Origin of the sequence: Streptomyces tsukubensis (assembly GCF_003932715.1) — a bacterium.
GTDB classification, from domain to species: Bacteria; Actinomycetota; Actinomycetes; order Streptomycetales; family Streptomycetaceae; genus Streptomyces; species Streptomyces tsukubensis.
The window spans coordinates 4,089,919-4,114,300 of sequence record NZ_CP020700.1 but is presented as its reverse complement, the minus strand read 5'-3'; the positions used below and the strand labels follow the sequence as shown (position 1 = coordinate 4,114,300).

The window sequence follows — 24,382 nt, the reverse complement described above, 5'->3', positions numbered from 1 at the left end:
CTCTCCGCGGCCGCCCGTTCCGCTATATCACCGTCACGAACAGCCCCAGGGAGAGTGCGGCGAGCACCCCGCCGTACAGCGCGAGCCGCAGCGACCGCGCCTCGTCGGACGGTTCCGTACGGCCCGCGTTGGAGAGCCGCAGGGCCGCGACGGTCATGAACAGCAGGGCGCAGACGGTGAGTCCGGCGACCGCGTAGCCGGTCCCGGAGCGCGCCAGGTCGATCAGTGATTCACTCACCCGGCGAACGTCTCACGGGCCACCGCTGCCCGCATCCCGGAGTGCTCCGTCCGGATCCCACCGCGTGCGCGCCCCGGCGCCGGGGCGCATCGCACACCGTGGAACAGCGGTGATGCGCATGTGGGTGTCCGATCCGACAAATGTCTTATTCATCAGTCGAAGTGATAGTGCTACCTGTGTCCCTGCTGCGCCCATAACGTGCTGATGTGGCCCGATGGGAGCAGTTGAGCGCAGTGACGATCGCGACGGTCCTTCTCGGATTACAGGGGGGTAGTACGGCCGTCGCCGCGCCGGCCCCTTCCCTGCTCCCGGTGCCCGCTCCCGGGGAGAGCGCCCCGGAGCGCCCCGGCCCCCGGCCCGCGCCGACCCCCCGGGCAGCCGAAGCGGCCCGGTCCACCGCCGAACGGACTCCGGCGCACCGGGCGAAGCTGCCCGAGTTGCCTGAGCTGCCCGAGTTATCCGGGCTGTCGGGAGCGTCGATTCCGGGCTCCGTCGGCGCCCGGATCCATCTGCAGGTGCCGGGGCTGATCTGCCTCTCCGTACAGGCCGGTGCCACCGGGCCGTTCCCGCCGAAGATCTCGGTATCGGTCCGGGTGCAGGTGCTGAAGCACTGCCCCAAGCCACCCAAGCCCACCAAACCCCCCAAGCCGACCCCGTCGCCCACACCCACCCCCACGCCGAGCCCGACTCCCACCCCGAGCCCCACACCCACGCCCACGCCCACTCCCACCCCGAGCCCGACACCGAAGCCCACACCGGCCCCCACCCCCCAACCCACCCCCAAGCCGACGCCCGAGCCGACCCCGGCGCCCCTTCCCCCGGCGCCGCCTCCCCCGGCTCCGGCTCCGGCGCCCGAGCGGATCGCCGCGCCCGCCCCCGTACCACCGCCCGTGGTCCGGCGCACTCCGCCGCCGAAGCCCTCACCCACCCCGTCGCGCTCTCCCGTCCGGCCCGTGCGGGCCGCACAGGAGCTGCCCGCCTACCGGCCGCCCGCGTCGCAGACCGGCCGCGAAGGCATGCCCCTGGTCGTCCTCGTTCTGGTGACCACCACCCCGGCCGTGCTCGCCGCCGCGCTGCTCAAGCCGCGGCGGAGCCGCTGAAACTGGAGACACCCCATGTCCGAATGGCTGGTCCTCGGAATCGTCATGGCCGCGGCCACCGCGGTCGTCGTCGCCGTCACCCTCCTCAACCAGCGCCGAAGAAGCCTCAAGGAGGCGAGGGGTGACGATCTCCGCGACGACGGCGTGGAGACGCCGGACGTCCTGGAGTACATGACGATGATGGTCGGCGTGGTGTACGCCATCGTCCTCGGGCTCGCCATCGCGGGCGTCTGGGAGGCCCGCAGCGTCGCCCAGGACGAGGCCCGGCGCGAGGCCCAGGCCCTCCACGAACTGGTGCAGCGCGCCGAGGTGTTCCCCGCCGACTACCGCGCCCGGCTCTCCAACGACGTCGACGCCTACGTCTCGCACGTCGTCCGCCAGGAGTGGCCCCGGATGGTCGACGGCGACGACGTCAACGGCCGCGGCGGCGAACTGCTCGACGAGATCCGCGACGACGTCGCGGGCCACGTGCCCCGCGGCGAACTCCAGGCCCAGGCCTACCAGCCCATGCTGGACCGGGTGGCGATCGTGGACGAAGCCCGCAACTCCCGGATCCAGAGCGCCGCGGCGACCCTGCCCGGGGTGGTGTGGTTCGGGCTGATCATCGGCGCGCTGGTGACGGTCGGGCTGATCTTCACCATGAACATCGGCCGCAGCTATCAGGAGCTGCTCCTCGCGGGCTTCTTCAGCGCACTGATCGCGTTCCTGCTCTTCCTGGTCTGGGACTTCGACGCCCCCTTCGGACGGTCCGGTACGGATTCGGCGGACATGTTCCGGCAGCTGTTCCCCGGCGCCGCGGGCACCGCACCCGGCTGACCCGGCAGGTCAACCCGGTTCCCGTACCGACGAGTTGTCCGAATGCGGGGATCCCGCGGCGGCCCGCTGGGCACAATGGCCGCGTGGCACATTCCGCGGAGTTCCAGTTCGAGGACGGCACGCCCGTCCGGTTCCTGCTCGCCCCCGGCCCGGCCCCCGTCACGGCACCGGAAGACCCCGCCGGCCCGTACCCGGGGCCGTACGGACCGGAGGAGGACGACGAGCTGCCGCCGGGCATGGGCCCGGCCGTCCCGGTCGCCCGCGGGGACCGGGACCGCGGGGAGCCCGGCCGGTTCGCGACCTACGCGGGCGGCGCGCTCCGCGGCGCCCTGCGGCCGGTGAGCGCACTGCTGGAGGAGGTGCACCACACCGTCACCTCGGTCCCGCAGCCGCCGTCGGAGGTGAGCGTCACCTTCGGCGCGCAGATCGGCCAGGATCTGAAGCTCGGCATCGTCGGGGGTACGGGCCAGGCCCACCTCACCGTGACCGCGGTCTGGCAGCCCCTACCGGCAGCCCCGGCAGCCGACCCGGGCACAGGCGCAGGCACGGGCACGGACCCCGACTCCCCCTCCGGTACGGGCGCGGCCGCCGGACCGGAGTAGCCGATGGGCTGGTTCGTCCCGACGACGCAGACGCCGGAGTCGCCGCTCGACTCTCTCGCGAGCGTCCACCGCTGCGACGACGGCAGGACCGCTGGCGGCGGACTGCTGCTCGGCCCCGGCACCGTTCTGACCTGCGCCCATGTCATCAACGACGCCCTGGGGCGGGGCATGTTCGAGACCCGGACGCCCGGGCCGGTCACGATCTCCGTCTCCGTCCCCGTCCCCTGGGGCCGGGTGAACCGCCCGGCACGCGTCGCGCACTGGCTGCCGCCCCGGTCCCCGCGGGGCGGCCCCGTGACGCCGCGGTCCCGGGAGTGGCTGGGCGACCTGGCGGTCCTGCGCTTCCCCCCTCCGAGCACCGAGGGCAGGCCGTCCGAGGCGGTGCGGCGGCCGGCGACGACGGCGCTGACGGAAGGGCAGCGGATCCGGCTCTGGCACGGGACCGCGAAGCCGGGGACCTTCGCGGACGCGGCCGTCGGCCATGTCGGCCAGTACATCGGCTATATCGACGGCACACCGACGGGAATGGCGGTCGACCGCGGCTACAGCGGCGGTCCGCTCTGGTCACCGGACGATCGGGCCTTCGCCGGACTGGTCGTGGCGCACTTCATGCCGCCCCGGGGCCCGGACGGCGAGCCCGAGGCGTACAGCCCCCAGCATCTGGTCCGGCGGAGCTGGGTCATCCCCTGGCAGCACATCGAGACCGAACTGCGGTCCGTGGGGGCGCTGCCCCCGGCCGGGGCGGCGGCCGTCGACGACGACGATCCCGCGTACGCCCTCCTCACCGAGGCGCTCGGCCGGCTGATGCCGGCGTCCTACCGCCGTTCCGAGTACCTGGCCAGGCTGGCACCGGTCTTCGACCTGCCGCGCCCGTCACCGGCGGCCGAGCCGCCGGTGGAGGCGTTCACCCGGTTCCTGCTCTCCGAGCCGCGGGCGCTGGCCGCCCTGACCGGGCTGTCGAGGCAGTCGGACCCGGGCTCCACGGACCGGGTCCTGGCGGCCGGGGCGCTGTCCCCGGTGCCCAGGCTGCTGTCCCCGGAGGAGCACCGCGGACTGCACCGGCTGCTCCACGACACCGAACCGGCCGTACGGTCCCGCTTCGCGGAAGCGGTCAGGGCCGCGCTTCCCCTGGCCGCGCCGCCCCTGTCCCCCGGGAAGGGGCCGGATCCCCACCGCACGGGCCCGGATACGGCCGGGGATCGGCCCGGCGAGAGCGACGCCGCCGCCGGGTGGACCCCGACCCTGGACGAGCTGATCGACCAGCTGGAGACACTCCACGGGGACGGCCGCAGACACGAGGACGGCTTCCGGGTGCCCGCCCTGCTCCGGGCGGTCGAGTACTTCGCCGTCCTCTGCCCCGCACCGCAGTACGGCAGGTTCCGGATCTGGTCGGACTCGGTCGCGGCCCGGCTCGGCATCCCCCGCTCGGCGCTCAACGAACGCCGTACGGACGCCAAGGACTGGCAGCGGGCGATGCGCGGCCGCACCGCGCGGGTCCGGGTCCTGGTGCAGGTGACCCCGCACGGCCAGGACCGGCACCGGCTGCGGATCTGGTGCGACGAGGGCGGCGGCCCGCGCCAGGTGTCGGACTCGGCCACCGGCTCCTACACCGGCCCCGAGGCGGCGCGCGAGCTGCTGCGGGTTCTGGAATCCCTCGACCCGGCGTCGGTCGCCGAACAGAAGCCGCTGGTGGAGGTGCTGGTCGATCCGTCGGGGCTGAATCTGCCCATCGACGAATGGGAGGGCATGAGCCCCGGCGATCTGGTGCCGGGCATGCTGGGCGCCGAATTCCCGCTGGTCGTGAACTGCCCCGAACTCCTCCGGAGGCACGAACGCTTCCGGCCCGAGTGGCGGCGGCGCTGGCAGCAGCTCGACTCCGGCACCACCCTGGTCTTCTCGGACGAGGGCTTGGGCCGCAAGGAGATCTACGGCACGCTGATGGAACGGCTCGACGCGGTACGGGTGTCGGTGGAGGTGCCCCACGGCCGGACAGAGCTGCGGGACGAGATCGTGCAGCTCTGTCTGGCCGTGGGGGTACCCGTGGTGATGTGGGACCGGAAGGCCGGGGAGGACTCCCACGCGGCGGGGCAGATGGCGCGGGTCGCCACCCGCGAACTGCCCGACGGGGTCCGTTCGTACCGGGCGAAGACGCTGTACCTGCCCGTCGAGTATCCGGGGCGGCCCGTGCTGGCCTGGGCCGACGCGGACCGGACCGTACCCCGGCTCCATCTGTCCGAACCCATGGAGAGCGCATGAACACCCCATCGGCAGGACCCGGCCAGGCGGCGGACGCGGGCGGAGGCCGGCCGGCGGACGGCGGCGGTGACTGGCGGCTGTTCCGCGGCGACGGGCGGGCCAGGGCCGTCGACTTCCCGGCCGCCCCGCCGTGGCGCCGCTTCACCCCGGCCGGACCGGAGTCCCGCGATCCGGCGGCCGGTCCCGAAGGCCCCGGGCGCCGGACCGCGCTGCCGTACCTCATCCGGCCCCAGCACGCGGACGTGGTGAACGCCGCGCTCCATCTGCGCCGCCCGCTGCTGGTCACCGGCCCGGCCGGGACCGGCAAATCGTCGCTGGCCCGGGCCATCGCGTACGAACTGCAGCTCGGCACCCTGCTGCGGTGGCCGGTCAACAGCCGGTCCACGGTCCGGGACGCGCTCTACCAGTACGACGCGATCGGACGGCTCCGGGAGACCACGCTCCACCGGGACGGCGGCGGGGACGCCGGGCCCGGGAGCCGGGCGGAGGAGCGGCCCGAACCGTCCATCGGCACGTTCATCCGGCTCGGCCCCCTCGGTACGGCCCTGGTGCCGTCGTCCCGGCCGCGGGCGCTGCTCGTCGACGAGATGGACAAGGGCGACGTCGACCTGCCGAACGATCTGCTGACGGTCTTCGAGGAAGGCGTCTTCGACATCCCGGAGCTGACCCGGCTGCCGGAGGAGTCCGCCGATGTGGAGGTGCAGACCGCCGACCGGCACGGGACGGTCCTGATCCGCCAGGGCATCGTCCAGTGCGACGAGTTCCCGGTCGTCGTCATCACCAGCAACGGGGAACGCGACTTCCCGCCCGCGTTCCTGCGGCGCTGTGTGCAGCTCTATCTGCCGGTGCCCGGCGAGGAGCAGCTCCGGGCCATCGTCGCGGCCCATCTCGGCGAGGCGGCGCTCCGCGAGGCCGACGATCTGATCGAGACGTTCCTGCGCCGCCGGGCGCCCGGCGAACTGGCCACCGACCAGCTGCTGAACGCGGTCTTCCTGCGCGTCGGAGGGGTCGACCTGGACGCCGACGGACTGCTGGACGCGGTGCTCCACCAGCTCACCGGGTCCATGTAGGGCGGGGGTGACGGACGGCGATGGCGGTGGAGCAGGGACCGGCGGGGGCACCGGAAGGGGCACCGGAAGGGGCACCGGTCGGGGCACCGGAACCCCCCGGGGCCCGGCTCGGGGAGCTGCTCGGGGTGTTCCGCGCGGTCGACCGGGAGCTGGATGCGGACCAGGTGCTCGACGTGCTGTGGCTGGCCCGGCTGCTGCCCCCGGCCGACCCGGGCGCCCCGCTCGCCGCGCCCGCCGCCGAGGTGCCGCCGCCCGCCGGGGACGAGGCGCCGGGGCCCGCGCCGCGCGAGGACCCCACGGCCGGTGACGGGGAGCGCGAGGGCCCGAACCCCGGCGCGCCCGCGCTCTACGCGGCCGCCCGGCAGCGGCCGGCGCCCCGGGCCGGACCCGAGCTGGAACTGCGGCGCCCCGCCTCCCCGGCGGGACGGCCCCTGCGCGCCCTGCCGGTCCTGGTCCCCGAGAGCAAAGCCCTCACCGACCAGCTCGAACTGGGCCGGTCGCTGCGCCCGCTGCGGTACCGCGGGGCCGACCGCGACCGGCTGGAGATCGACATCGAGCGGACGGTGGCGGCGCTCGCGGAGACCCGGGTGCCCGATGTCGTACAGCGCCCGGTCCGGGAGCGCTGGCTGCGGCTCGTCCTCCTGGTCGACGACGGTCTGTCGATGCTGCTGTGGCACCGGCTCGGCGCCGAACTGCGCGGACTGCTGGTACGGCTCGGGGCGTTCGCATCGCTGCGGGTGCACGGCCTCGACACCCGGGCCCGCGGCGGGCCCCGGCTGCGGGCCCGGCCCTTCCGCGAGGACAGCTCCGAGCTGCCGCTGACCGGCGTCAACGACCCCTCCGGCCGGACCCTGGTGCTGGTCGTCAGCGACGGTATGGGCACCGCCTGGCGGACGGGCGGAATGCATGAACTGCTGCGCTCGTGGGCCGCGCGGGGACCGGTCGCCGTCGTCCACACCCTGCCGCCGGAGATGTGGGAGGCCTCGGGAATCCAGGCGGACCGCTGGGTGGTGACGACCCGGGCCACCGGCGGCGCCAACACCTCCTGGGAGATCTCCGATCCGGTGCTGCCGCGGGACCTCGCCGTCTTCGACGGGGTGCCCGTACCGGTCCTGGAGGCCACCCCGCCGTCGCTGGGCCGCTGGTCGAAGCTGCTGGTGTCACCGGGGGCGACGGCCGAACTGCCGCTACTGGCCCGGCCCAGCGTCCGGGCCCCGGTCGCCGCCGCGGCCACGCTGACCAGCGCCCAGCACTTCCGGGACGCGGCGACCCCGGAGGCGTACCGGCTCGCCGCACATCTGGCGGCCGTGGCCCCGCTGTCGGTGCCGGTGATGCGGCTGGTGCAGGAGGCCGTGCCGTGGCGGGCGGACACCTCGCAGCTGGCGGAGGTCTTCCTCGGCGGCCTGCTCCGGCCGTATCCGGCACCGGTCCCGGCCGGGGAGCCGCTCCCGGCCAAGCACCGGGTGTTCGACTTCACCGAGGAGTCCAGGACGGCGCTGCTGGACGCGGTGCCGCAGGCCGAACTGCTGCTCACCGGCCGCCGGATCGGGCAGCAGCTGGAGCGGCTGGCGGGCCGCTCCCCCGACTTCCCGGCCTGGCTGGCGCATCCGTCGGGCCATGCCGACCTGCCGGCGGGCCGCCGCCCGTTCACCCATGTCGAGCAGAAGCTGCTGAGCCGGTTCGGGGTGCCGCTGGACGCTTCCGCGCGGCGGATCGCACCACCGTCGGACCCGGCCGGGCGTACGGACACCGCGGGGGACGGCGGCTGGCGTCCACTGCTCCCGGACGACCCGGTGCGGCTCGGCCCGTACCGGCTGACCGACCGGCGTCCCGGCCGGCGCACCCTGGTCTACCGGGGGCAGGACCGGCAGCGGCGGGCCGCGGTGCTGCGCGTACCGCGGCCCGACCAGCCCGCGGCCACGGTCCGGCTGCTGGATACCGAGGCGGAGGCGCTCACCCGGCTCGACGGCCGCTACGCCCCGGTGCTCCTGGACCGGGGCACCGAAGGGCAGGTGCCGTGGCTGGCGATGTCCCGGATCGCCGAGGACGACGATCCGGACGCCCGGCCGCCGCGGATCAGCGATCTGGTCGAGGAAGCGGCCTACGCCGGGCAGGCGCCCTTCGACACCCTGCCGGGGCTCTTCGCGGCCTGGCAGCTGGCCAGCGCCGTCGACGTCTGCCATGTGAACGGGCTGGTCCCGGCGGCGCTGACGGCGGACAGCGTCTTCGTCCTGCGCCGGTCGATCGTGCTGGGCGACCTGTCGGACTGCGCGGTCGACGGCGAGTACGCGGGGACGGGACCGGTGCCGGTGCCCGCGGACACCGTGTACGCACTGGGCGAGCTGCTCCAGATCATCAGCACCCGGGCCGGGGAGCCGGCCCGGCATCTGCCGGAGGGCATGCACAAATGGCAGGGCGACACCTGGGACCTGCTGCGCTCGACGGTGCTGCGGTGTCTGGACGCCGATCCCGCGAACCGGCCGACCGCGGGCGAGCTGGCGGACCTGCTCTCCCGCTATCTGGCGATGCACCAGGTGCAGCACACGGGCGGGACGGGCGCCACGTCCGCGCGCCGGGGGCCCGGAGGCGACGAGGCAGGGGACGGCCCCGCCGACCCCGTTCACGATCCGGGTCCCGGCCGTCCGGCCCTGGCCGCGCCGCGCTCCGCCCCCCGGGACCGGCTGATCCGGCTGGGCCGGTTCCAGGGCCGCGGGGGGCCGCGCCGGACCGAGGACCGGGCACTGCTGCAGTCGCTGCGGGCCCCGCTGCCGTACGGTCTGCGGCTGACGCTGGTCGGCGGGCGGATGTACGACGGCCGGGCCGGGTTCACCGCCGCGCTGGGGTCGCTGCTGGCCGCGGTGCGCGGGGAGCCGGTGCTGGCACTGGACGGCTCGCCGGTCGGGGGCGCACTGGAGCAGTGTCTGGTGGAGGGGCGCAATCCGGCGTCGTGGAAGGAGTTCGCGGCGCTGCCGGACGGGGCCTCGTACGAGCAGATCCGGGCGCGTACGACGGTCCTGCCGGCCGGTCTCGAAGTCGTGGCGCACCACCGGTACCTCACGTTCCGGGTGAATCCGAGCCACCCGCAGGAGTACATGCGGGTGCTGGGGCTGACCGCCCCGTACTACTCCTTCGTCCTGACGGACTGGAACGGCGAGCTGGACGGCGGCGGCGGTAGCGGTGGTAGTGGCGGCGGCGGTGGTAGTGGTGCTGATGTGGTGCTGAACCATACGGACCGGCTGCTGGTGTTCGCCCGCACCGGGCAGCTCGCGGAAGCCGACCGGATCCTGGCCGGGCTGCGGCACAGCGGCCGGGACGAGCTGTCGGCCGGGCTGCTGCTGGTGGTGACCGAGCCGCTGCGGAGCGGAGCGAGCGACCCGGCGACGGTGGCGGAATCGGCCGGGATCCGGCCGGACCAGGTGGTGATCGTGCCGCGCGAGCTGCAGGCCCCGTACCGCTTCTGGGATCTTGAACAGCTGCCGCCGGACACCGTCCGGGGGCTGCTCACCGTGGCAAAACTGCTGGTCACAGGCGGATGAGAGGCGCCGGAGCCAAGGTCTGGGGGAGTCTGGAATAGACCGTTGGGGGGACCCGTTGATAGGGTTAGTTCAACATTCAACCAACGGCCCCGCCGAGGGACCGGAGCCGGGAGGCGAACGCCATGCAGTTCGGGATCTTCACCGTCGGTGATGTCACGACCGACCCCACCAACGGCAGCACTCCGACCGAGCACGAGCGGATCAAGGCGACCCTGGCCATCGCCCAGAAGGCGGAAGAGGTCGGTCTGGACGTCTTCGCCACCGGCGAGCACCACAACCCGCCCTTCGTGCCGTCGTCGCCGACGACCCTGCTCGGGTACATCGCGGCGCGCACCGAGAAGCTGATCCTGTCCACCTCGACGACCCTGATCACCACCAACGACCCGGTGAAGATCGCCGAGGACTACGCCTACCTCCAGCATCTGGCCGACGGCCGGGTGGACCTGATGATGGGCCGCGGCAACACCGGTCCCGTGTATCCGTGGTTCGGGCAGGACATCCGCCAGGGCATCCCGCTCGCCATCGAGAACTACGCGCTCCTCCACAAGCTGTGGAGGGAGGACGTGGTCGACTGGGAGGGCAAGTTCCGTACCCCGCTCCAGTCGTTCACCTCGACCCCGCGCCCCCTCGACGGCGTCCCGCCGTTCGTCTGGCACGGCTCCATCCGCTCCCCGGAGATCGCCGAACAGGCCGCCTACTACGGTGACGGCTTCTTCCACAACAACATCTTCTGGCCCATGTCCCACACGAAGAAGATGGTCGAGCTGTACCGCAAGCGGTACGCGCACTACGGGCACGGCACGCCCGAGCAGGCCATCGTGGGGCTCGGCGGGCATGTGTTCATGCGGAAGAACTCGCAGGACGCGGTGCGGGAGTTCCGTCCGTACTTCGACAACGCGCCGGTGTACGGCCACGGGCCCTCGCTGGAGGACTTCAGCGAGCAGACTCCGCTGACCGTCGGATCGCCTCAGCAGGTGATCGAACGGACCCTGTCGTTCCGTGAGGGCGTCGGGGACTACCAGCGGCAGCTGTTCCTGATGGACCACGCCGGACTGCCGCTGAAGACGGTCCTGGAGCAGCTCGACATCCTGGGCGAGGAGGTCGTTCCGGTGCTGCGCAAGGAGTTCGCCGCGCTGCGCCCGGAGGGCGTGCCGGAGAGCGCGCCGCTGCACCCGGCGGTCACCGGGCGGGACCGGGACTGACCCCGGAGTCCGCCCACCGGACCGCGGACCCGCGCCGTACGGAAGCGCAGTAGGAAACGCACAGCGGGAAAGCGCGCAGCGACAGAACGCGCGGTGGGAAAGCGCACACCAGAGAACGCGCAGTGAGAACGCAAGGAGGAAAGAACATGACCATGAGGCTGGTGGTCGTCTCGGCCGGACTGAGCGTGCCGTCGTCGACCAGGCTGCTCGCGGACCGGCTGACCGAGGCCGTACGCCGGTCCCTGGCCGAGACGGCCGGGGCACCGGAGGTGGAGGTCCAGGTCGTCGAACTGCGCGAGCTGGCCGTCCCCATCGCGAACAACCTGGTCACCGGTTTCCCGCCGCCCGTGCTGGAAGAGGCCGTGGCCGCGGTGGTGGAGGCCGACGGGCTGATCGCGGTGACGCCGGTCTTCTCCGCCTCGTACAGCGGTCTGTTCAAGTCGTTCTTCGATCTGATCGACGTGGGCGCGCTGACCGGCAAGCCGACCCTGATCGGCGCGACCGGCGGTACGGCCCGCCACTCGCTGGTACTGGAGCACGCGATGCGCCCGCTGTTCACGTATCTGCGCGCCGAGCCGGTGCCGACCGGGGTGTACGCGGCGTCCGAGGACTGGGGCGGCAGCGGCGACCCGCTGACGGACACCCTGCCGGACCGGATCGTCCGCGCGGGCGGCCAGCTGGCCCGGGCGATGACCGCATCGGCGGAAGCCAGGGCCACCGGTGCCGACGGCACGGCGTCGCCGCTGGCGGAGCTCCGGCTGACGTAAGCCGGGGTCGGACAACGGACGGCGGATACGGCCCCGGGCACCCGGGGCCGTATGCCCTTCTACCGGTTGAGGATCTGCTCGACCTTGTCGGCCACCTGGGCGGCCTGGATGTCGCGGCCCTTGTCATTGGGGTGCGCGTACCAGGGGAGCTTGGCGCCGAAATCGAGCTGGGAGTCCTCCAGCAGGCCGCCGATGCCCCGGTCGGCGCCGTCGCAGGCGGTGTTGCCGCCGGTGTTGGCGTAGAGGTCGACGAAGTCGGCGCCGCCGTCGATATCGGCGGCGGCCTTCTTCATGGTGTCGTTCAGCCGCTTCTGGATCCGGTCCAGGACCGGCAGGGCGTCCCGAGGGATATCGGCGAACGGCAGCTTCGTCTGACCCGGTGCCGCGGTCGAACACTTGGCGGTGTCCGCAGGGACAAGCCGCGGGTAGCCGACCAGGACGCGCTTCGCGTCGGGGGAGAAGTAGCCGATGCGGTCGAGCAGCTCCTCCAGATCCCCGGTGACGTGCTCGAACTGATCGTCCAGCCACTGCTTCCCGTCACCGGTCTCGAAGAACTCACCGCAGGTGGAGGCCGGCTGGTCCCCGTCCACCGGCTCTCCCGGCAGCAGAGGGTGCTCCCGGAGCTCGGCCGAACACTGCTTCAGGATGCGGCTGAAGCCCAGTGTGTTGCCGCCCATGCTGCCCACGGCCAGCCCGGTGTCCTGCTTGAGCGCGTCCTGCTGCGGCGGGACCTTCATCCCGGGCAGCAGCAGCTCCTGCTCCTGCCAGAAGTTCTGGACGAGGGCGGCGCCGCAGGAGACGTCCGCCTGGACGTCGAGCGTGATGCTCTTGTCCGCGAGGCGGCGGGTGGCGACGGCGGGGTAGTTCTCCTTCGCCTGGAAGCAGAAGGTCCTGTCGCCCTCCTGGTAGGGGGCGATACCGAAGTTGGCAGTGTAGGAATCGCCGAAGAAGACGGTCGGTACGGGTTCGGCGGGCGCCGCACCGGCACTGCCTGCCGGACCGGCGAGCGCCAGGCAGCCGCCCAGCGCGACGGCTGCGGCAGCCAGCCGCCGCATCACCGGGGATTTCGTCGTCCTGCGCATGGCTGAAGACATGGATGTGCCCTGTCGTCGAGGCCCATAAGAAGGGGCCGGTCAGCTCGAACGCTCAGTGATCATTCATGCGCAAAGGGTGAGCAGTCAACTAAGCGGGGCTCCCGGCGCTTCCGGTCAGCCCCTCATCTGTGTCCGGGCCGCCCTGTCCGGGTGGGGCGTCGAGGAATGGCACCTGGTCGATCTCGTCCTCGGGAGACGGCCCGGCGCCGTAGCGCGCGGCGTCTGCGGGGCATGCGTACTGGACCATGGGCGGCCCGCTCGTGCGCGCCATTTCCCCTACCACGACAGGTGCTGCGGTGGTGCGTCCGCAGTGGACGCACGGTGGCATGAACGGCTCGGAGGTACCAAGCAGTGCCTCACGGGTCATGCGTGCACCTCCGCAGGGACCTGGTGCACGCCCTCGGCGAGGTACGGGTAGTCGCAACCGAGTTCCGCCCATGCGGTCGCGTAGAACCGCTCCCGCTGTTCCTGGGTCAGACTCCGCGCTTCGTCCGCCGTGAAGATCGAGCGGGCGGTGTCCGAGCTCGGCCCGGTCCACGGACGGGACCACGGCGAGGGAGGAATGGAGTAGGTGGAGGCGGCCGCGGAACGGCTGGGGCCACGGTGTCGGCCCCGGGCGGGAAGCAACATGTGCAGCGCCCATGAGAACGCCTGGACGATAAGGTCTCGCATGTCGGTTCAGCTCTCTGCTAGCTGTCTCGGCGAGCCCCGGGCAGACCGGTCCTACGCGGTCTCTCGGGGCGCTTTCGTTTACTGCTGCGGTCCGCCTGTACGGGGGTGGACCGAGAGGTCGAGCACCCCGCCCATGCGCCACGGGGGCAGCGCACCGGCGGGGCAGGATGTGGCACCTCACCGCTTCGGGAGGAAGCCGTACCCGTGTACGGGGGCGGACCGGGGCGGAGTCCTAAGTCCGTCGACCCGGGACAGGGCACGTCTGCCCTTGCCCGCGCTTTCCGGTCGGGAGTGCCACGCCGGTTCGGCGAACCGTTGGGGGCCGTTCGCCGAACCGGGTCCTCACGCCCCGATGACTGCCTTCCACCGGCCTCGGGAGAAATGGCAGACGCCGTCCGGTGTGATCCGAACCCGTGCTCCGAGCAGCGGCAACCGGCCCTCGGTGTTCAGCCGGGTCCTGATGCGTTCGAGGACGTCCCACAACCGCCGGGGACCGCTCTGGTGGACAGTGGGCGGGTCGGTCCACTCGGCTGTCGCCCGAGCCCAGGAACCGTCCGGGTGGGCCAGGCAGGCGGTGCGGATCCGCCCCTGTTCGTGGAAGCCGGCTTCCGTACCGGGGACGGCGAGTTCGAGCAGGGAACGCAGCTCCCAGGTGTTCGGGAGGTCGAGCACCGGATACCGGCCGACACCGACGGTCTCGCCGTCGGCCGTTTCCGCTATCGCAAGCAGGCCGGGCCCTGATACGTAGTCGGACCCCGATCGGGCCGACATAAAGCCTGCGGGCGCCCGTTCCACAACTCCCGTCACATCACCATCAGCGCGCTTCCACCCCGTGATGATCACGCCCATGCGGTCTAGTGCGGTGACGAGCCGTCCGCCCGTACGGAGTGCTCCGAGCAGGGGCCGGAGTCCGGGACCCGGCGGCATGCCGACCGTGGCGATGATCCGGTCGTACGAGCCCGGAACGTCCTTGGTGGCGTCCAGCGTCAGGAAGCGGGGGTTCAGTCCGAGTCCCGAGAGCCGTTCCGCCGCCGCACGGGTGAGATAGGGGTCCACGTCCAGGCTGGTGACGTGCCGTGCCCCGATTCGGGTGCAGGCGTACGCTGCGAGTCCGCCCGCCCCGGTCCCGAGGTCGAGAAGGTCGAGTCCGTCTCCGAGCCGGGCGTACCGCAGCATCGCCACGACGAGGCCCGGCATGGTCGCCGACGACGTGGGACGTCCTTCGGCTCGGTCACCCGGCTCGGCGTGGTCCGCGTGGAGGGTGCCCACCCTCGTCACCAACGACTGGTCCCGGTAGGCGGCCTCCAGCCAGACGGCGGGCTCGTCCGCGCCGATCCGCAGGGCCCATCGCCCATCACGGTCGCGCTCCCACCAGCGGGGGATCAATTGGTGCCGGGGCACCCTCGCTACGGGCGCAAGCCAGCGCGAGTCCGGGTCGGTCACCCGGTCCGCGAGGGCTTCCGCCCTGGTTTCCCACTCCATGCCGGGCCCTTCTATTCGAAAGCGGGGTCACAGGCTTCCTGCTCGGCAGGGGCGCAATCGGACCCGTCTTTGGACGGATTGCAGTCAGGGTTGCAAGGGTTGCCGCCGGAGCGCCGCAGCGGAATGCTCGCCGACAGTTCGGCCCACGCCCTGCCGACGAGAAGCTCGTGGAGCCGATGCTCCCGGACGTTGCCCGCAGGAAAGTCGCGGGAGAGTACACAGCCGACGAGGTCACCGTTCGGCAGGACCGCAGCGCGCCCGCGGGTGCATCCTCCGCACATTTCGTCCAGCGCGGGCGACTGCCCCGGGAGCATCGCGCGGCCGATGGCCCGGGCCCGGTCCGTGTTGATACGCCGCACACCCATGGCCTCCAGCTCGGTGCGCGCCTCGTCCACCCGTTGACCGGGCAGTACCGCGACGATGCCGACGCGTACCGGAACCCTGCGTCGCAGGGCTTCCTCGATGTTGACCCGAGTGCGGAGGTACGATCCGCGCTTGCCCGTGATCCTGTCGTGCTCGTCCGGGTCGTCGCTGTAGTAACTGGTCGCCAGGGTGACTCCGGTCCGCTGGAATGTTTCCCACCAGGACCGGGCAACGTGGAAGAGGTTGGAATACACCTCGACGTCGAGCCCCAGGCCCAGGGCATGGCCCGTGAAGTCACGCCACTGCGGGTGAACAGTCGGCTCACCCCCGATGAGCTGGACCCGCGGGATCCCGAGTGCGGCAGCGTCGGTGATCACATTCCGCCAGTCGGTGGGTGTCATCTCCCCGTGCGTCGCCTGGGGGCCGGACTCCGACAGGCAGTGGGAACAGGAGAGTTGGCACTTACCGGTGATCTCCAGCTCCAGCGTCCGGATGCCGTGGACGGCGAGCGGACGTTCGGATAACACGGTCATGGTGACTCCTTTGCAGCGGTGGCGGTGATGCCGAGGTACTGCCGGACCGGCTCGTAGACGCCGGGGGCGAAGGTGTCGAGAAGAGAGGGCGGGATCCATGCCGTGTCAGCGATCTCCCGGGGTGCGGCGACGTCAGCGACCGCGGACACGACGTCACATGCGATGTAGACGATGTGACGGCCGGTCTGGTCGTGGATACGGTCCCCGATGCGAGCTCGGCCGGAGACCATGAGTCCGACTTCTTCCCGTGTCTCCCGGACCGCCGCGTCCTCGGGGGTCTCCCCCGGCTCGACCTTCCCTCCGGGGAACTGCCACACGAGCTTTCCTTCGGGGACGCGGCGGCGTACGAGCACGATCCGCCCGTCCACGGGCCGAGCGATGACGGCAACGGCGATCGACGGCGATGCCTGAGCTCCCGGGATGCACGCCGAGTGCATGCGAGTGTCATCGTCCGGTTCCCGTTTGAACGTCCAGTTCATCAGCACCTCTGCGACTGTGCGTTTTGTCCCTGCCGGGCCCGCCCGGTCGGCCGGCACAGACACCGAACCCTCCGCCACGAACCATTGGCTCTCAGTAACCAGTCAACGGTCGATCGGTGGAGTGAAAGTGCACAAGAAGTGCACAGGCCGGGGGCGGGGGTAGTCGTACCTTGTGAGCATGGGTCCGCAGGTGCGAGGGATGGAGTGCCGGTGGGAACGATTCTGGGAGTCCCCGGGCCGGGGGCGAATGTCGCCAGGCTCAGGAAAGAAAAGGGATGGGGGCAGGACCGGCTGGCAGCAGCAGCCGGGGTCTCCACGTCCCAACTCGGGAAGGTAGAGCGGGGGCAGCGGACCCTGACGCAGGGGGTGGCCGCTTCCCTTGCGCGGGCGCTGGGGCTTCCGCTGGAAGAAGTCCTGGGGACCGCCCCCGTACCATTGAACGCCGAGACATCACTGAAATCTCTCTACGCAGCAGTCAGGCGCTTCGACATCCCAGGAGATCAGACCGTCTCCGCAGAAGAACTGTCTTTATCACTGCGGGACATGGTGGTCCTGCGAGGTGATGGGGATTTGTCGAACCTACTCGCAAGGCTGCCGGATCTTGTAGCGAAGACACAAGCCCATGCTCATTCGGTAAATACCCCGGAATCATGGGCCATGGTCTCCCAGGCATACTCTGCGGTGTATTGGTTGGCCGCCCGTCACCGGTGGATGACTCTGGCCGATCTGGCAGTCACAAAACAGAAGATCGCAGCCCTGCAAGCAGATCCCGTAAGCCTGGCCATTGCAGCCCGCGACGAAGCGGGAGTGCATTTGAATCACGGAGAATTCGGCGACGGCCTGTCCGTGGTCGACCGGGCCATCACACAGGTAGAGGCCTCCACAACCGGGCGACAACGAGCCTACGCACTTGGCATTCTGCATCTGCGGGGCCTCACTCTCGCAGGTCGGGCCAAGGAACGGCACACAGCAGATCAGCACATCCAACGCGCTTGGAGCCTGGCCGAGGAGTTCCATAACGAAGCAAATCGCCATGGAATTCACTTTGGTCCCGAGAATACGGCCGTCCACATCGTTGCCACCTCAGGTGACCTGAATCGGCATCAGGATGCCGTCTCCACTCTGGCCGAACTCACCAAGAACTCGCGCAAGATAACACTGCCTGCCACACGAATCAGTCCACTCCATATGAACATCGCCCGCTCGGAACTTGCCCTCGGGAATCGGGACAAGGCTCTGGAGCATCTGGAGCAGGCGTGGAAACTGGGCCCGCAGTTGGCCAAGGTTCACCCGACGGCACAGGAACTGCTGCGCGTTCTGATCAGTAGGCACAAGCGCAGCAACCCCCGCCTCACCAAGCTCGCCAGAATGGCCAAGATCCAGTTCTGAGGATTCCGGGGTCCGGCCGAGCACCCCTGCGAAGGTATGCCGTACGGGACTCAGTCGTGTTCGGGCAACGAGCCGGGGGGCGGCACAGCCCAATCCCGTACGTCCCGCGCTCCTCCTCCGGGGCACCGGTCCGGTCGGGTCCCCGGCCCGCCCACTCCCGGGGGAAACATCGGCGAAACGCCGTTCGGGATAGAAAGCACGCATCCTTGGGGGAGACAAGCCGCAAACAGGAACGGATGGGGACAGCGCCATGCGCATACTCGTCGCCGAGGACGAACAGGTCCTGGCCGAGCTGATCGCCACCGGGCTGCGGCGGGCCGGATTCGCCGTGGACACGGTGTACAGCGGGGACGCCGCGCTCGCCTACCTCGGACTCCACGACTACGACGTCGTCGTGCTCGACCGCGACCTCCCCCGGGTCCACGGCGACCAAGTCGCCCGGCAGCTGGTCGACTCCGGCGCCAGGACCCGGATCCTGATGCTGACCGCGGCCACCGCGGCCGAGGACCGGGTGGCCGGGCTCGACCTGGGCGCCGACGACTATCTGGGCAAGCCCTTCGACTTCCCCGAGCTGGTGTCCCGGGTGCGGGCCCTGCGCCGCCGCAGCGCCCGGCTGGTGCCGCCCCGGCTGGAGCGGCACGGCATCCGCCTCGACACCGTCCGCTGGACCGCCGACCGCGACGGGCGGGACCTGGACCTGTCGCCGAAGGAGTTCGCCGTACTCCAGATCCTGCTGGAGGCGGACGGCGCGCTGATCTCGGCGGAGGAGCTGCTGGAGCGGGCCTGGGACGCGCACACCGACCCGTTCACCGGCGCGGTCCGGGTCTGCATGAGCAAACTGCGGTCGAAGCTGGGGGAGCCCTCGCTGATCCGTACAGTGCAGGGCGCGGGGTACGCGTTGTGAGCGGGCCCGGCGACGACTCCCGGGCCGGGCGGTGGCAGGCGCGGTGGCGGACCGGGTGGCGGATGCGGTGGCAGACCGGCCGGTGGACGGAAGTGCGGGCGCGGATCGGCCGGATCGTCCGCCCGCTGTCGGCCCGTACCCGGATCGCCCTGGCCTTCGGCGCCGTCTTCCTGGTCCTCGGCGGGGCCCTGCTCACCGTGGTCAACCTGCTCTCCAGCGCCGGTACGCAGACGGAGGCGGCGGCGATCGCCGAACGGTCGGAGTATCTGCCGTCCGTCCTCAAGGACTACCGGGAGAACGGCGGGACCGCGGGCCCCGGAACCGTCGACTCCACCGCCGTCACGGCGCTCGACCCCCTCCTCGCGGACCGGCTCACCGACAACGTCACCGACGCCGCGTCCCGCCAGATGCTCTACTGGTCGGTCGCCGCACTGCTGGTGACGGCGTTGTGCGCGGTCGCGGTCGGCTGGTGGACGGCGGGGCGGGTGCTGCGCCCGGTGCACGAGATGACGGCGAAGGCGCGCCGGCTCTCCGCCCGGACCCTGCACGAGCGGATCGGCCCCGACGACGGGCCCGACGACGAGCTGAAGGAGCTGGGCGAAACGCTGGACGCGCTGCTGGGACGGCTGGAGAGGGCCTTCGACAGCCAGCGCAGATTCATCGCCAACGCCTCCCACGAACTGCGCACCCCGCTGGCCACCCAGCGCACCGCCATCCAGGTCGGGCTCGACGCGTCCTCGTCGCCGGAGGAGCTGACGGCGACGAAGCAGGTCCTGCTGGACAGCAACCGCCGCAGCGAGCGCCTGATCGAAGGGCTGCTGATGCTGGCACGCGGCGAACGCGGCCTGGAGAACTGCGAGGACGTCGACCTGGCGGAGGTGGTGACGGAGGAGGCGGCCCGGCACGATGTCCGTGCGGAGGTACGGAACGTCCGGATCCGCGGCCGGTCGGTGCGGCATCCGGTCGTCCGGGGGAACCGTCCGCTGCTGGCCCAGCTCGTCCGCAACCTGGTCGCCAACGCGGTCGCGTACAACGTGCCGGACGGGACGGTGGACGTGGTGGTCTCCGGCGGCGCGGTGACCGTGACGAACACGGGCCCGGTGATCCCGGCGGCGGATGTGCCGGCCCTCTTCGAACCCTTCCGGCGGGGCGAGGGCCGCGACCGGCTGGGGCCGGGCGCGGGCCTCGGCCTGTCGATCGTCCGCTCCATCGCGGAGGCGCACGGCGGGACGGTGACGGCCCGGCCGGGACCGGCGGGCGGGCTGGCCGTCACCGTGTCCCTGCCGGTACGGGCGTCCGCCCTCAGGGAGGGCGGACCGGGTTCCCGGGCCGGGGCGGGGCCCCTGGGCCGTGTCGTCCGGCCCGGGTGACCGTCAGAGGCGCCAGACCGTGAGCAGCCCGTCGTACAGCTCGGCGTCGGAGAGGTCCTTCGGCGCCGGTCCCGCGTGGAAAAAGCCGACGTTCGACGGACCGCCGGCACCCTCCGTGGTCAGCTTCCGCAGATAGTCGAAGGCCTTGGCGTCGTGCTCCCCGAAGGCCACGAACTGCCAGAAGACAGGCCGTTCCGCGGCGGCCGTCAGCGCGGCGGTCGCGGCGGTACGGGACTCGGGGGCGCCGTCCGTCTGGAACACGACGAACGCGGGCGCGGCGGGGTCGTCGCCCTTCGCGTGCAGGGCGAGGACCTCTTCGACGGCGAGGTGGTAGTTGGTCCGCCCCATCCGTCCGAGGGAGGCGTGGAGTTCGTCGATCCGGTTCTCGTAGGAGGCGCCGGTCAGCTCGCCGGTCCCGTCGACCTCGGTGGAGAAGAACACCACCTGCACCCGGTCCCGCCCGAACTGCGCGGCCAGCGCCAGCGTCTGCTCCCCGAGCGCCTGGGCGCTCCCGTCCTTGAAGTACCCGCGCATCGACCCGGACCGGTCCAGCACGAGATACACCCGGGCCCGCACCCCGTCGAGCCCGGCCCGCGAGACGGCCGCGGCTGCGGCGGTGGCCGCGCCGGTGAGGGCGGGGGGTACGGAGACGGCGGCAGCGTTAGCCGCGGGGGCGGCGGGCTCGGCGGGCGCCTCGACCGCGACGGCGGGGACTTCCGCGGCAGCGGCGGGCACGGTGTCGCCTTCGGCGGCGGGCGCCTCGGCTTCGGCAGCGGCCGGAGCAGCAGCCTCGGCCGCGGGGGCCTCCTCGGTTGCCTCCGGGGCCTCCGCGGGAGCGTCCGCTTCGGCGGCAGCAGCCTCGGGCTCGGGCTCCGTCTCGACCTCGGCGGCCTCTGCGGGAGCGGGCTCGGCGGCAACGGGCTGCTCAGCGGGAGCGTCCACGTCAGCGGCCCCGGCCCCGGCCTCGGCCTCGGCCTCGGTGGAGGCAACGACGGCAACGGGCTCGGGCTCGGGCGTATCCTGCGCCACCGGCGCAGGGCCGTCGACCGCGGTCGGCTCGGCCGGAGCGGCGTCCGGCGCGTCCGGGGCTTCATCGCCCGCGGGGGGAACTTCGTCCACGACGGCCGCCGGAGCGGCCTCCGCCTCCGCTTCCTCTCCCTCGGCCACTGCGACGGCAACGGGCTCAGCCTCGGCCTCGGCGGCAGGAGCCTCGTCGGCGGCCACGACAGCCTCGGGCTCCACGGCCACCTCGGGCTCGGGCTCCGGCGCGGGCTCGACGACCGCCTCCGGCTCCTCCTGCTTCACCTCCGGCTCGGGCTCCGGCTCCTCCACTGCCACCGGCTGCGTCTCCGCCTCCGGCTCGGGCTCGGCCTGCGGGGCCTCGGGTTCCACCGCCACCTCGGGCTCGACAGCGGCATCGGCCTCGCGGGGCGGCGCCGACTCGGCCGCCGCCACCGGCTCGGGCTCCGTCACCGCCTCCGGCTCCTCCGGCTTCAACTCCGCCTCAGGCTCCGGCTCCTCCGGTACCACGGGCTCCGGCGCGGGCTCCGTGACCGCCTCCGCCACCGGTTCCGCCTCCGGCTCGGGCTCGGGCTCGGGCTCGGAGTCCGGCTTCAGCTCCTCCGCTACCACCGCCTCCGGCGCGGGCTCGGGCTCCGTGACGGCCTCAGGCTTCTCCGCCTCCGCCTCCGACACCGGCTCCTCCGCCGACTTCGGCTCCGGCTCGGGCTCCGTCCTCGTCTGCGCGGGAAGCGCCACCGTGGTGCGCGCCTTGTCGAACGCCGCCGACACCAGATCCGCCGCCCGCTCCTCCGGGGAGTCCACCCCGGCCGCGGGTACGGCCTCCGGCTCCCCCTGCCCCTTCGGCTCCGCCACCGGCTCCGGCTCCGCCGCAGGCGAACTCACCGCAGCCGAACTCACCTCGGGCGAACTCACGGCGGCCGACGTCACCGTGGCCGAATCCTTACGGTCCGCCTGGGGCGGAACCGTCGCCGACTCGCTGGGCTCCGAGCGGTCACGGCCGAACACCTTGCGCAGCAAACTCCGAATGCCCATGAGTGAGCCCTTTCGCATCAGTCAAGTGCGGTGATTGTCCGCGCTTGGACCAGGCTGTCCCGGTCGTGTCCTGGTCAGGGCGGACACGTAAGGTTAGCCGCCGCCCGTGACACGCCCCGGACCCACCGAACCCTCCGGACGCCGCGGCCCACCACGGCCCGCCCCCGCCCCACCCGGCGCACCCCCCTTGGCCGAGACACGTCATACGCACGCTGTGGATTCATCCGCCGTTCATCCGATGTCCGCCACTTTGCACACGTTCCCCCCTAACGTCACGCCCGGAGACATTCCGACACGCTGTCGGCGCGGTGCGCGCCGGAGGAGGACGAAGTGCGCAAGCTGCTGCCGTTGTTGAGCGCCACTCCGCACGCGGGTGGCCGTTCCGCCCTGACCTGCCGCTACCGCTGTGGTGACGCCTGTTTCCAGGAGGTCCCGAACACCAGCGACAACGAGTACGCCGGTGACATCATCGCGGGCGCCCTGTCGCGCCGCTCGATGGTGCGGGCCGCCGCCGTGGTGACGGTGGCCGCCGCGGCCGGGGCCGCGACGGTCACGGGGCCGGGCGGGGGCGCCGGGGCGGTCGCCGCCCCGGTGGGCCACCGGGGCCACGGGCACGGGCACAAACCGGGCTCCGGGAGCGGCGGGGACGGCGCCCGGGGGCTGCGCTTCAAGCCCGTCGCCCCCAACCGGGACGACAAGGTCACCGTCCCCGACGGCTATACCCAGGGCCTGGTCATCCGCTGGGGCGACCCGATCCTGCGGGGGGCACCGAAGTTCGACGAGCGGCGGCAGTCGGCGAAGGCGCAGGCGGGCCAGTTCGGCTACAACAACGACTTCCTCTCGCTTCTCCCGCTGCCGGGCGAGCGCGGCCGTCAGGTGCTGGTCGCCAACCACGAGTACACGGACGAGATGCTGATGTTCCGGGGGTACGACCCCGAGAACCCGACCCGCGAGCAGGTGGAGATCGCCTGGGCGGCGCACGGTCTGTCGGTCGTCGTGGTCGAGGAGGAGCGGAAGTCCGGCGGGCTGACTCCGGTGACCCGGCACCACCTCAACCGGCGGCTGACCGCGACCGACCCGTTCCTGGTCACGGGCCCGGCCGCGGGGGGCGCGCTGCTGCGGACCTCGGCGGACCCGAGCGGCCGGCGGGTGCTCGGCACGCTCAACAACTGCGCGGGCGGCGAAACCCCCTGGGGGACGACGCTGCACGGCGAGGAGAACTTCAACCAGTACTTCGCGAACGGCTCCAGCACCACCGACAAGCGGTACGGCATCGGCACCGGCGCCTCGGAACGCAAGTGGGAGCGGTTCGACCAGCGCTTCGACGTCAAGCAGGAGCCCAACGAGTCGCACCGCTTCGGCTGGGTCGTCGAGCTGGACCCGTACGACCCCGACTACACGCCCCGGAAGCGGACCGCGCTGGGCCGCTTCAAGCACGAGGCGGCGCAGCCGAGACTGACGGACGACGGCCGTCCGGTGGTCTACATGGGCGACGACGAGCGGTTCGACTACTTCTACAAGTTCGTCTCCTCGAAGCGGATGATGAAGGGCGGTTCGCGCGCCGCCCGCGAGCACAACCGCACCCTGCTCGACGAGGGCACGCTGTATGTGGCGAAGCTGTCCGGGGACAGCCCGGCGGCGGAGGTCGACGGCACGGGGAAGCTGCCGAACGACGGCGAGTTCGACGGTTCGGGCGTCTGGATCCCGCTGGCGACCGGCAATGTCTCGCACGTCCCGGGGATGACCGCCGAGGAGGTGTACGTCTTCACCCGGCTCGCGGGCGACAAGGTCGGGGCCACCAAGATGGACCGGCCCGAGGACGTGGAGCCCTCGCCGCGCACCGGTCGGGTGTATGTGGCGCTGACCAACAACTCCGACCGCGGCAAGGCGGGCAAGCCCGGCGCGGACGAGGCCAATCCGCGGAACCTCAACAAGCACGGCCAGATCCTCGAACTGGCGGAGAACTGGGACGATCCGACGAGCGACGGATTCGCCTGGCGGCTGTTCCTGGTGGCCGGTGACCCCAAGGACCCGTCCACCTACTTCGCGGGCTTCCCGAAGGAGAAGGTCAGCCCGATCTCCTGCCCGGACAATGTGGCGTTCGACCCGCACGGCAATCTGTGGATCTCCACGGACGGCAACCAGCTCGGCTCGCACGACGGTCTGTTCGGGGTGGCCGTGCACGGTGAGCGGCGCGGTGAGCTGAAGCAGTTCCTGACCGTGCCGAAGGGGGCGGAGACCTGCGGTCCGGTGATTCAGGAGCGCCGGGTCCTGGTCGCCGTGCAGCATCCGGGAGAGCTGGACGGGGCGTCGGTGGAGAAGCCGGCGAGTGTCTGGCCGGACGGTCCGGGCCGGATCGTGCGCCCGGCGGTCGTGGCGGTCTGGCGCAAGGACGGCCGCGGTATCGGCGTCTGACCCGTCGGGCGGTACGGGGGCCGGGCGCGGGCCCGGCCC

General features: G+C 72.1%; 18 protein-coding genes. 12 read left to right on the top strand and 6 right to left on the bottom strand.

Annotated elements, in window-relative coordinates; translation table 11 throughout:
- Nucleotides 1-22: 22 nt before the first annotated feature.
- The gene (locus B7R87_RS16690) at nt 23-238 is read right to left on the bottom strand and encodes a hypothetical protein (protein WP_006347906.1); all 216 of its coding nucleotides are present in this window, start codon (nt 236-238) and stop codon (nt 23-25) included.
- 311 nt (nt 239-549) lie between these two features.
- On the opposite strand from B7R87_RS16690, the gene B7R87_RS33125 reads away from it, so the two are divergent.
- From B7R87_RS33125 to B7R87_RS16650, 8 genes are all read left to right on the top strand, one after another.
- Nucleotides 550-1,338 (top strand): hypothetical protein, encoded by a 789-nt coding sequence (locus B7R87_RS33125; RefSeq protein WP_130584978.1) that lies wholly within the window; start codon nt 550-552, stop codon nt 1,336-1,338.
- A 15-nt stretch (nt 1,339-1,353) separates the two neighbouring features.
- Nucleotides 1,354-2,154, top strand: coding sequence for a bestrophin-like domain (locus B7R87_RS16680; RefSeq protein ID WP_006347907.1), 801 nt, complete (start codon nt 1,354-1,356; stop codon nt 2,152-2,154).
- 83 nt (nt 2,155-2,237) lie between these two features.
- A complete protein-coding gene (locus B7R87_RS16675; RefSeq protein WP_006347908.1) occupies nt 2,238-2,756 on the top strand; it encodes a CU044_2847 family protein in 519 nt (172 codons plus the stop codon).
- 3 nt (nt 2,757-2,759) lie between these two features.
- The gene (locus B7R87_RS16670; RefSeq protein ID WP_006347909.1) at nt 2,760-5,012 is read left to right on the top strand and encodes a VMAP-C domain-containing protein; all 2,253 of its coding nucleotides are present in this window, start codon (nt 2,760-2,762) and stop codon (nt 5,010-5,012) included.
- Nucleotides 5,009-6,082, top strand: a complete 1,074-nt coding sequence (locus tag B7R87_RS16665; RefSeq protein ID WP_233168849.1) for an AAA family ATPase — start codon at nt 5,009-5,011, stop codon at nt 6,080-6,082. The genes B7R87_RS16670 and B7R87_RS16665 overlap by 4 nt, the downstream gene beginning before the upstream one ends.
- 20 nt (nt 6,083-6,102) lie before the next feature.
- The gene (locus tag B7R87_RS16660) at nt 6,103-9,618 is read left to right on the top strand and encodes an SAV_2336 N-terminal domain-related protein (RefSeq protein WP_157997781.1); all 3,516 of its coding nucleotides are present in this window, start codon (nt 6,103-6,105) and stop codon (nt 9,616-9,618) included.
- A 122-nt stretch (nt 9,619-9,740) separates the two neighbouring features.
- Nucleotides 9,741-10,820 (top strand): LLM class flavin-dependent oxidoreductase, encoded by a 1,080-nt coding sequence (locus B7R87_RS16655; RefSeq protein ID WP_006347912.1) that lies wholly within the window; start codon nt 9,741-9,743, stop codon nt 10,818-10,820.
- A 146-nt stretch (nt 10,821-10,966) separates the two neighbouring features.
- Nucleotides 10,967-11,587, top strand: coding sequence for an FMN reductase (locus B7R87_RS16650; protein WP_006347913.1), 621 nt, complete (start codon nt 10,967-10,969; stop codon nt 11,585-11,587).
- Nucleotides 11,588-11,646: 59 nt separating this feature from the next.
- On the opposite strand, the gene B7R87_RS16645 is transcribed toward B7R87_RS16650, so the two are convergent.
- The 4 genes from B7R87_RS16645 to B7R87_RS16630 all read right to left on the bottom strand — a co-directional run bounded on the left by B7R87_RS16645 (nt 11,647) and on the right by B7R87_RS16630 (nt 16,168).
- Nucleotides 11,647-12,669: an SGNH/GDSL hydrolase family protein gene (locus B7R87_RS16645; RefSeq protein ID WP_233168848.1), complete on the bottom strand. Its 1,023-nt coding sequence runs from the start codon at nt 12,667-12,669 to the stop codon at nt 11,647-11,649.
- A gap of 1,026 nt (nt 12,670-13,695) precedes the next feature.
- The gene (locus B7R87_RS16640) at nt 13,696-14,835 is read right to left on the bottom strand and encodes a methyltransferase domain-containing protein (RefSeq protein ID WP_040915446.1); all 1,140 of its coding nucleotides are present in this window, start codon (nt 14,833-14,835) and stop codon (nt 13,696-13,698) included.
- Nucleotides 14,836-14,846: 11 nt separating this feature from the next.
- Nucleotides 14,847-15,731 (bottom strand): radical SAM/SPASM domain-containing protein, encoded by an 885-nt coding sequence (locus tag B7R87_RS16635; RefSeq protein WP_006347917.1) that lies wholly within the window; start codon nt 15,729-15,731, stop codon nt 14,847-14,849.
- Complete coding sequence (locus tag B7R87_RS16630) at nt 15,728-16,168, bottom strand: NUDIX hydrolase (protein ID WP_045852958.1); 441 nt, start codon at nt 16,166-16,168, stop codon at nt 15,728-15,730. Before B7R87_RS16630 ends, B7R87_RS16635 begins: the two co-directional genes overlap by 4 nt.
- Before the next feature lie 252 nt (nt 16,169-16,420).
- Here B7R87_RS16630 and B7R87_RS16625 point away from each other — a divergent pair, with 252 nt between their 5' ends.
- The 3 genes from B7R87_RS16625 to B7R87_RS16615 all read left to right on the top strand — a co-directional run bounded on the left by B7R87_RS16625 (nt 16,421) and on the right by B7R87_RS16615 (nt 19,873).
- Complete coding sequence (locus tag B7R87_RS16625; protein ID WP_233168847.1) at nt 16,421-17,599, top strand: helix-turn-helix domain-containing protein; 1,179 nt, start codon at nt 16,421-16,423, stop codon at nt 17,597-17,599.
- A 250-nt stretch (nt 17,600-17,849) separates the two neighbouring features.
- On the top strand, nt 17,850-18,503 hold the full coding sequence (locus B7R87_RS16620) for a response regulator transcription factor (protein ID WP_006347920.1): 654 nt from the start codon (nt 17,850-17,852) through the stop codon (nt 18,501-18,503).
- Nucleotides 18,504-18,565: 62 nt separating this feature from the next.
- Nucleotides 18,566-19,873, top strand: coding sequence for a sensor histidine kinase (locus B7R87_RS16615; protein ID WP_078902238.1), 1,308 nt, complete (start codon nt 18,566-18,568; stop codon nt 19,871-19,873).
- Nucleotides 19,874-19,876: 3 nt separating this feature from the next.
- Here the strand turns inward: B7R87_RS16615 and B7R87_RS16610 are convergent, their stop codons facing one another.
- On the bottom strand, nt 19,877-21,928 hold the full coding sequence (locus B7R87_RS16610; protein WP_164516009.1) for a VWA domain-containing protein: 2,052 nt from the start codon (nt 21,926-21,928) through the stop codon (nt 19,877-19,879).
- A 330-nt stretch (nt 21,929-22,258) separates the two neighbouring features.
- Here B7R87_RS16610 and B7R87_RS16605 point away from each other — a divergent pair, with 330 nt between their 5' ends.
- Complete coding sequence (locus tag B7R87_RS16605) at nt 22,259-24,343, top strand: PhoX family protein (RefSeq protein ID WP_006347924.1); 2,085 nt, start codon at nt 22,259-22,261, stop codon at nt 24,341-24,343.
- Nucleotides 24,344-24,382 lie beyond the last annotated feature (39 nt).

Excerpts from the sequence above, each read along its gene's own strand:
- B7R87_RS16680 (WP_006347907.1), top strand. The coding sequence starts at position 1,354 with ATGTCCGAATGGCTGGTCCTCGGAATCGTCATGGCCGCGGCCACCGCG.
- B7R87_RS16670 (WP_006347909.1), top strand. The coding sequence starts at position 2,760 with ATGGGCTGGTTCGTCCCGACGACGCAGACGCCGGAGTCGCCGCTCGAC.
- B7R87_RS16665 (WP_233168849.1), top strand. The coding sequence starts at position 5,009 with ATGAACACCCCATCGGCAGGACCCGGCCAGGCGGCGGACGCGGGCGGA.
- B7R87_RS16660 (WP_157997781.1), top strand. The coding sequence starts at position 6,103 with ATGGCGGTGGAGCAGGGACCGGCGGGGGCACCGGAAGGGGCACCGGAA.
- B7R87_RS16655 (WP_006347912.1), top strand. The coding sequence starts at position 9,741 with ATGCAGTTCGGGATCTTCACCGTCGGTGATGTCACGACCGACCCCACC.
- B7R87_RS16650 (WP_006347913.1), top strand. The coding sequence starts at position 10,967 with ATGACCATGAGGCTGGTGGTCGTCTCGGCCGGACTGAGCGTGCCGTCG.
- B7R87_RS16645 (WP_233168848.1), bottom strand. The coding sequence starts at position 12,669 with ATGCGCAGGACGACGAAATCCCCGGTGATGCGGCGGCTGGCTGCCGCA.
- B7R87_RS16640 (WP_040915446.1), bottom strand. The coding sequence starts at position 14,835 with ATGGAGTGGGAAACCAGGGCGGAAGCCCTCGCGGACCGGGTGACCGAC.
- B7R87_RS16635 (WP_006347917.1), bottom strand. The coding sequence starts at position 15,731 with ATGACCGTGTTATCCGAACGTCCGCTCGCCGTCCACGGCATCCGGACG.
- B7R87_RS16630 (WP_045852958.1), bottom strand. The coding sequence starts at position 16,168 with ATGCACTCGGCGTGCATCCCGGGAGCTCAGGCATCGCCGTCGATCGCC.
- B7R87_RS16620 (WP_006347920.1), top strand. The coding sequence starts at position 17,850 with ATGCGCATACTCGTCGCCGAGGACGAACAGGTCCTGGCCGAGCTGATC.
- B7R87_RS16615 (WP_078902238.1), top strand. The coding sequence starts at position 18,566 with ATGCGGTGGCAGACCGGCCGGTGGACGGAAGTGCGGGCGCGGATCGGC.
- B7R87_RS16610 (WP_164516009.1), bottom strand. The coding sequence starts at position 21,928 with ATGGGCATTCGGAGTTTGCTGCGCAAGGTGTTCGGCCGTGACCGCTCG.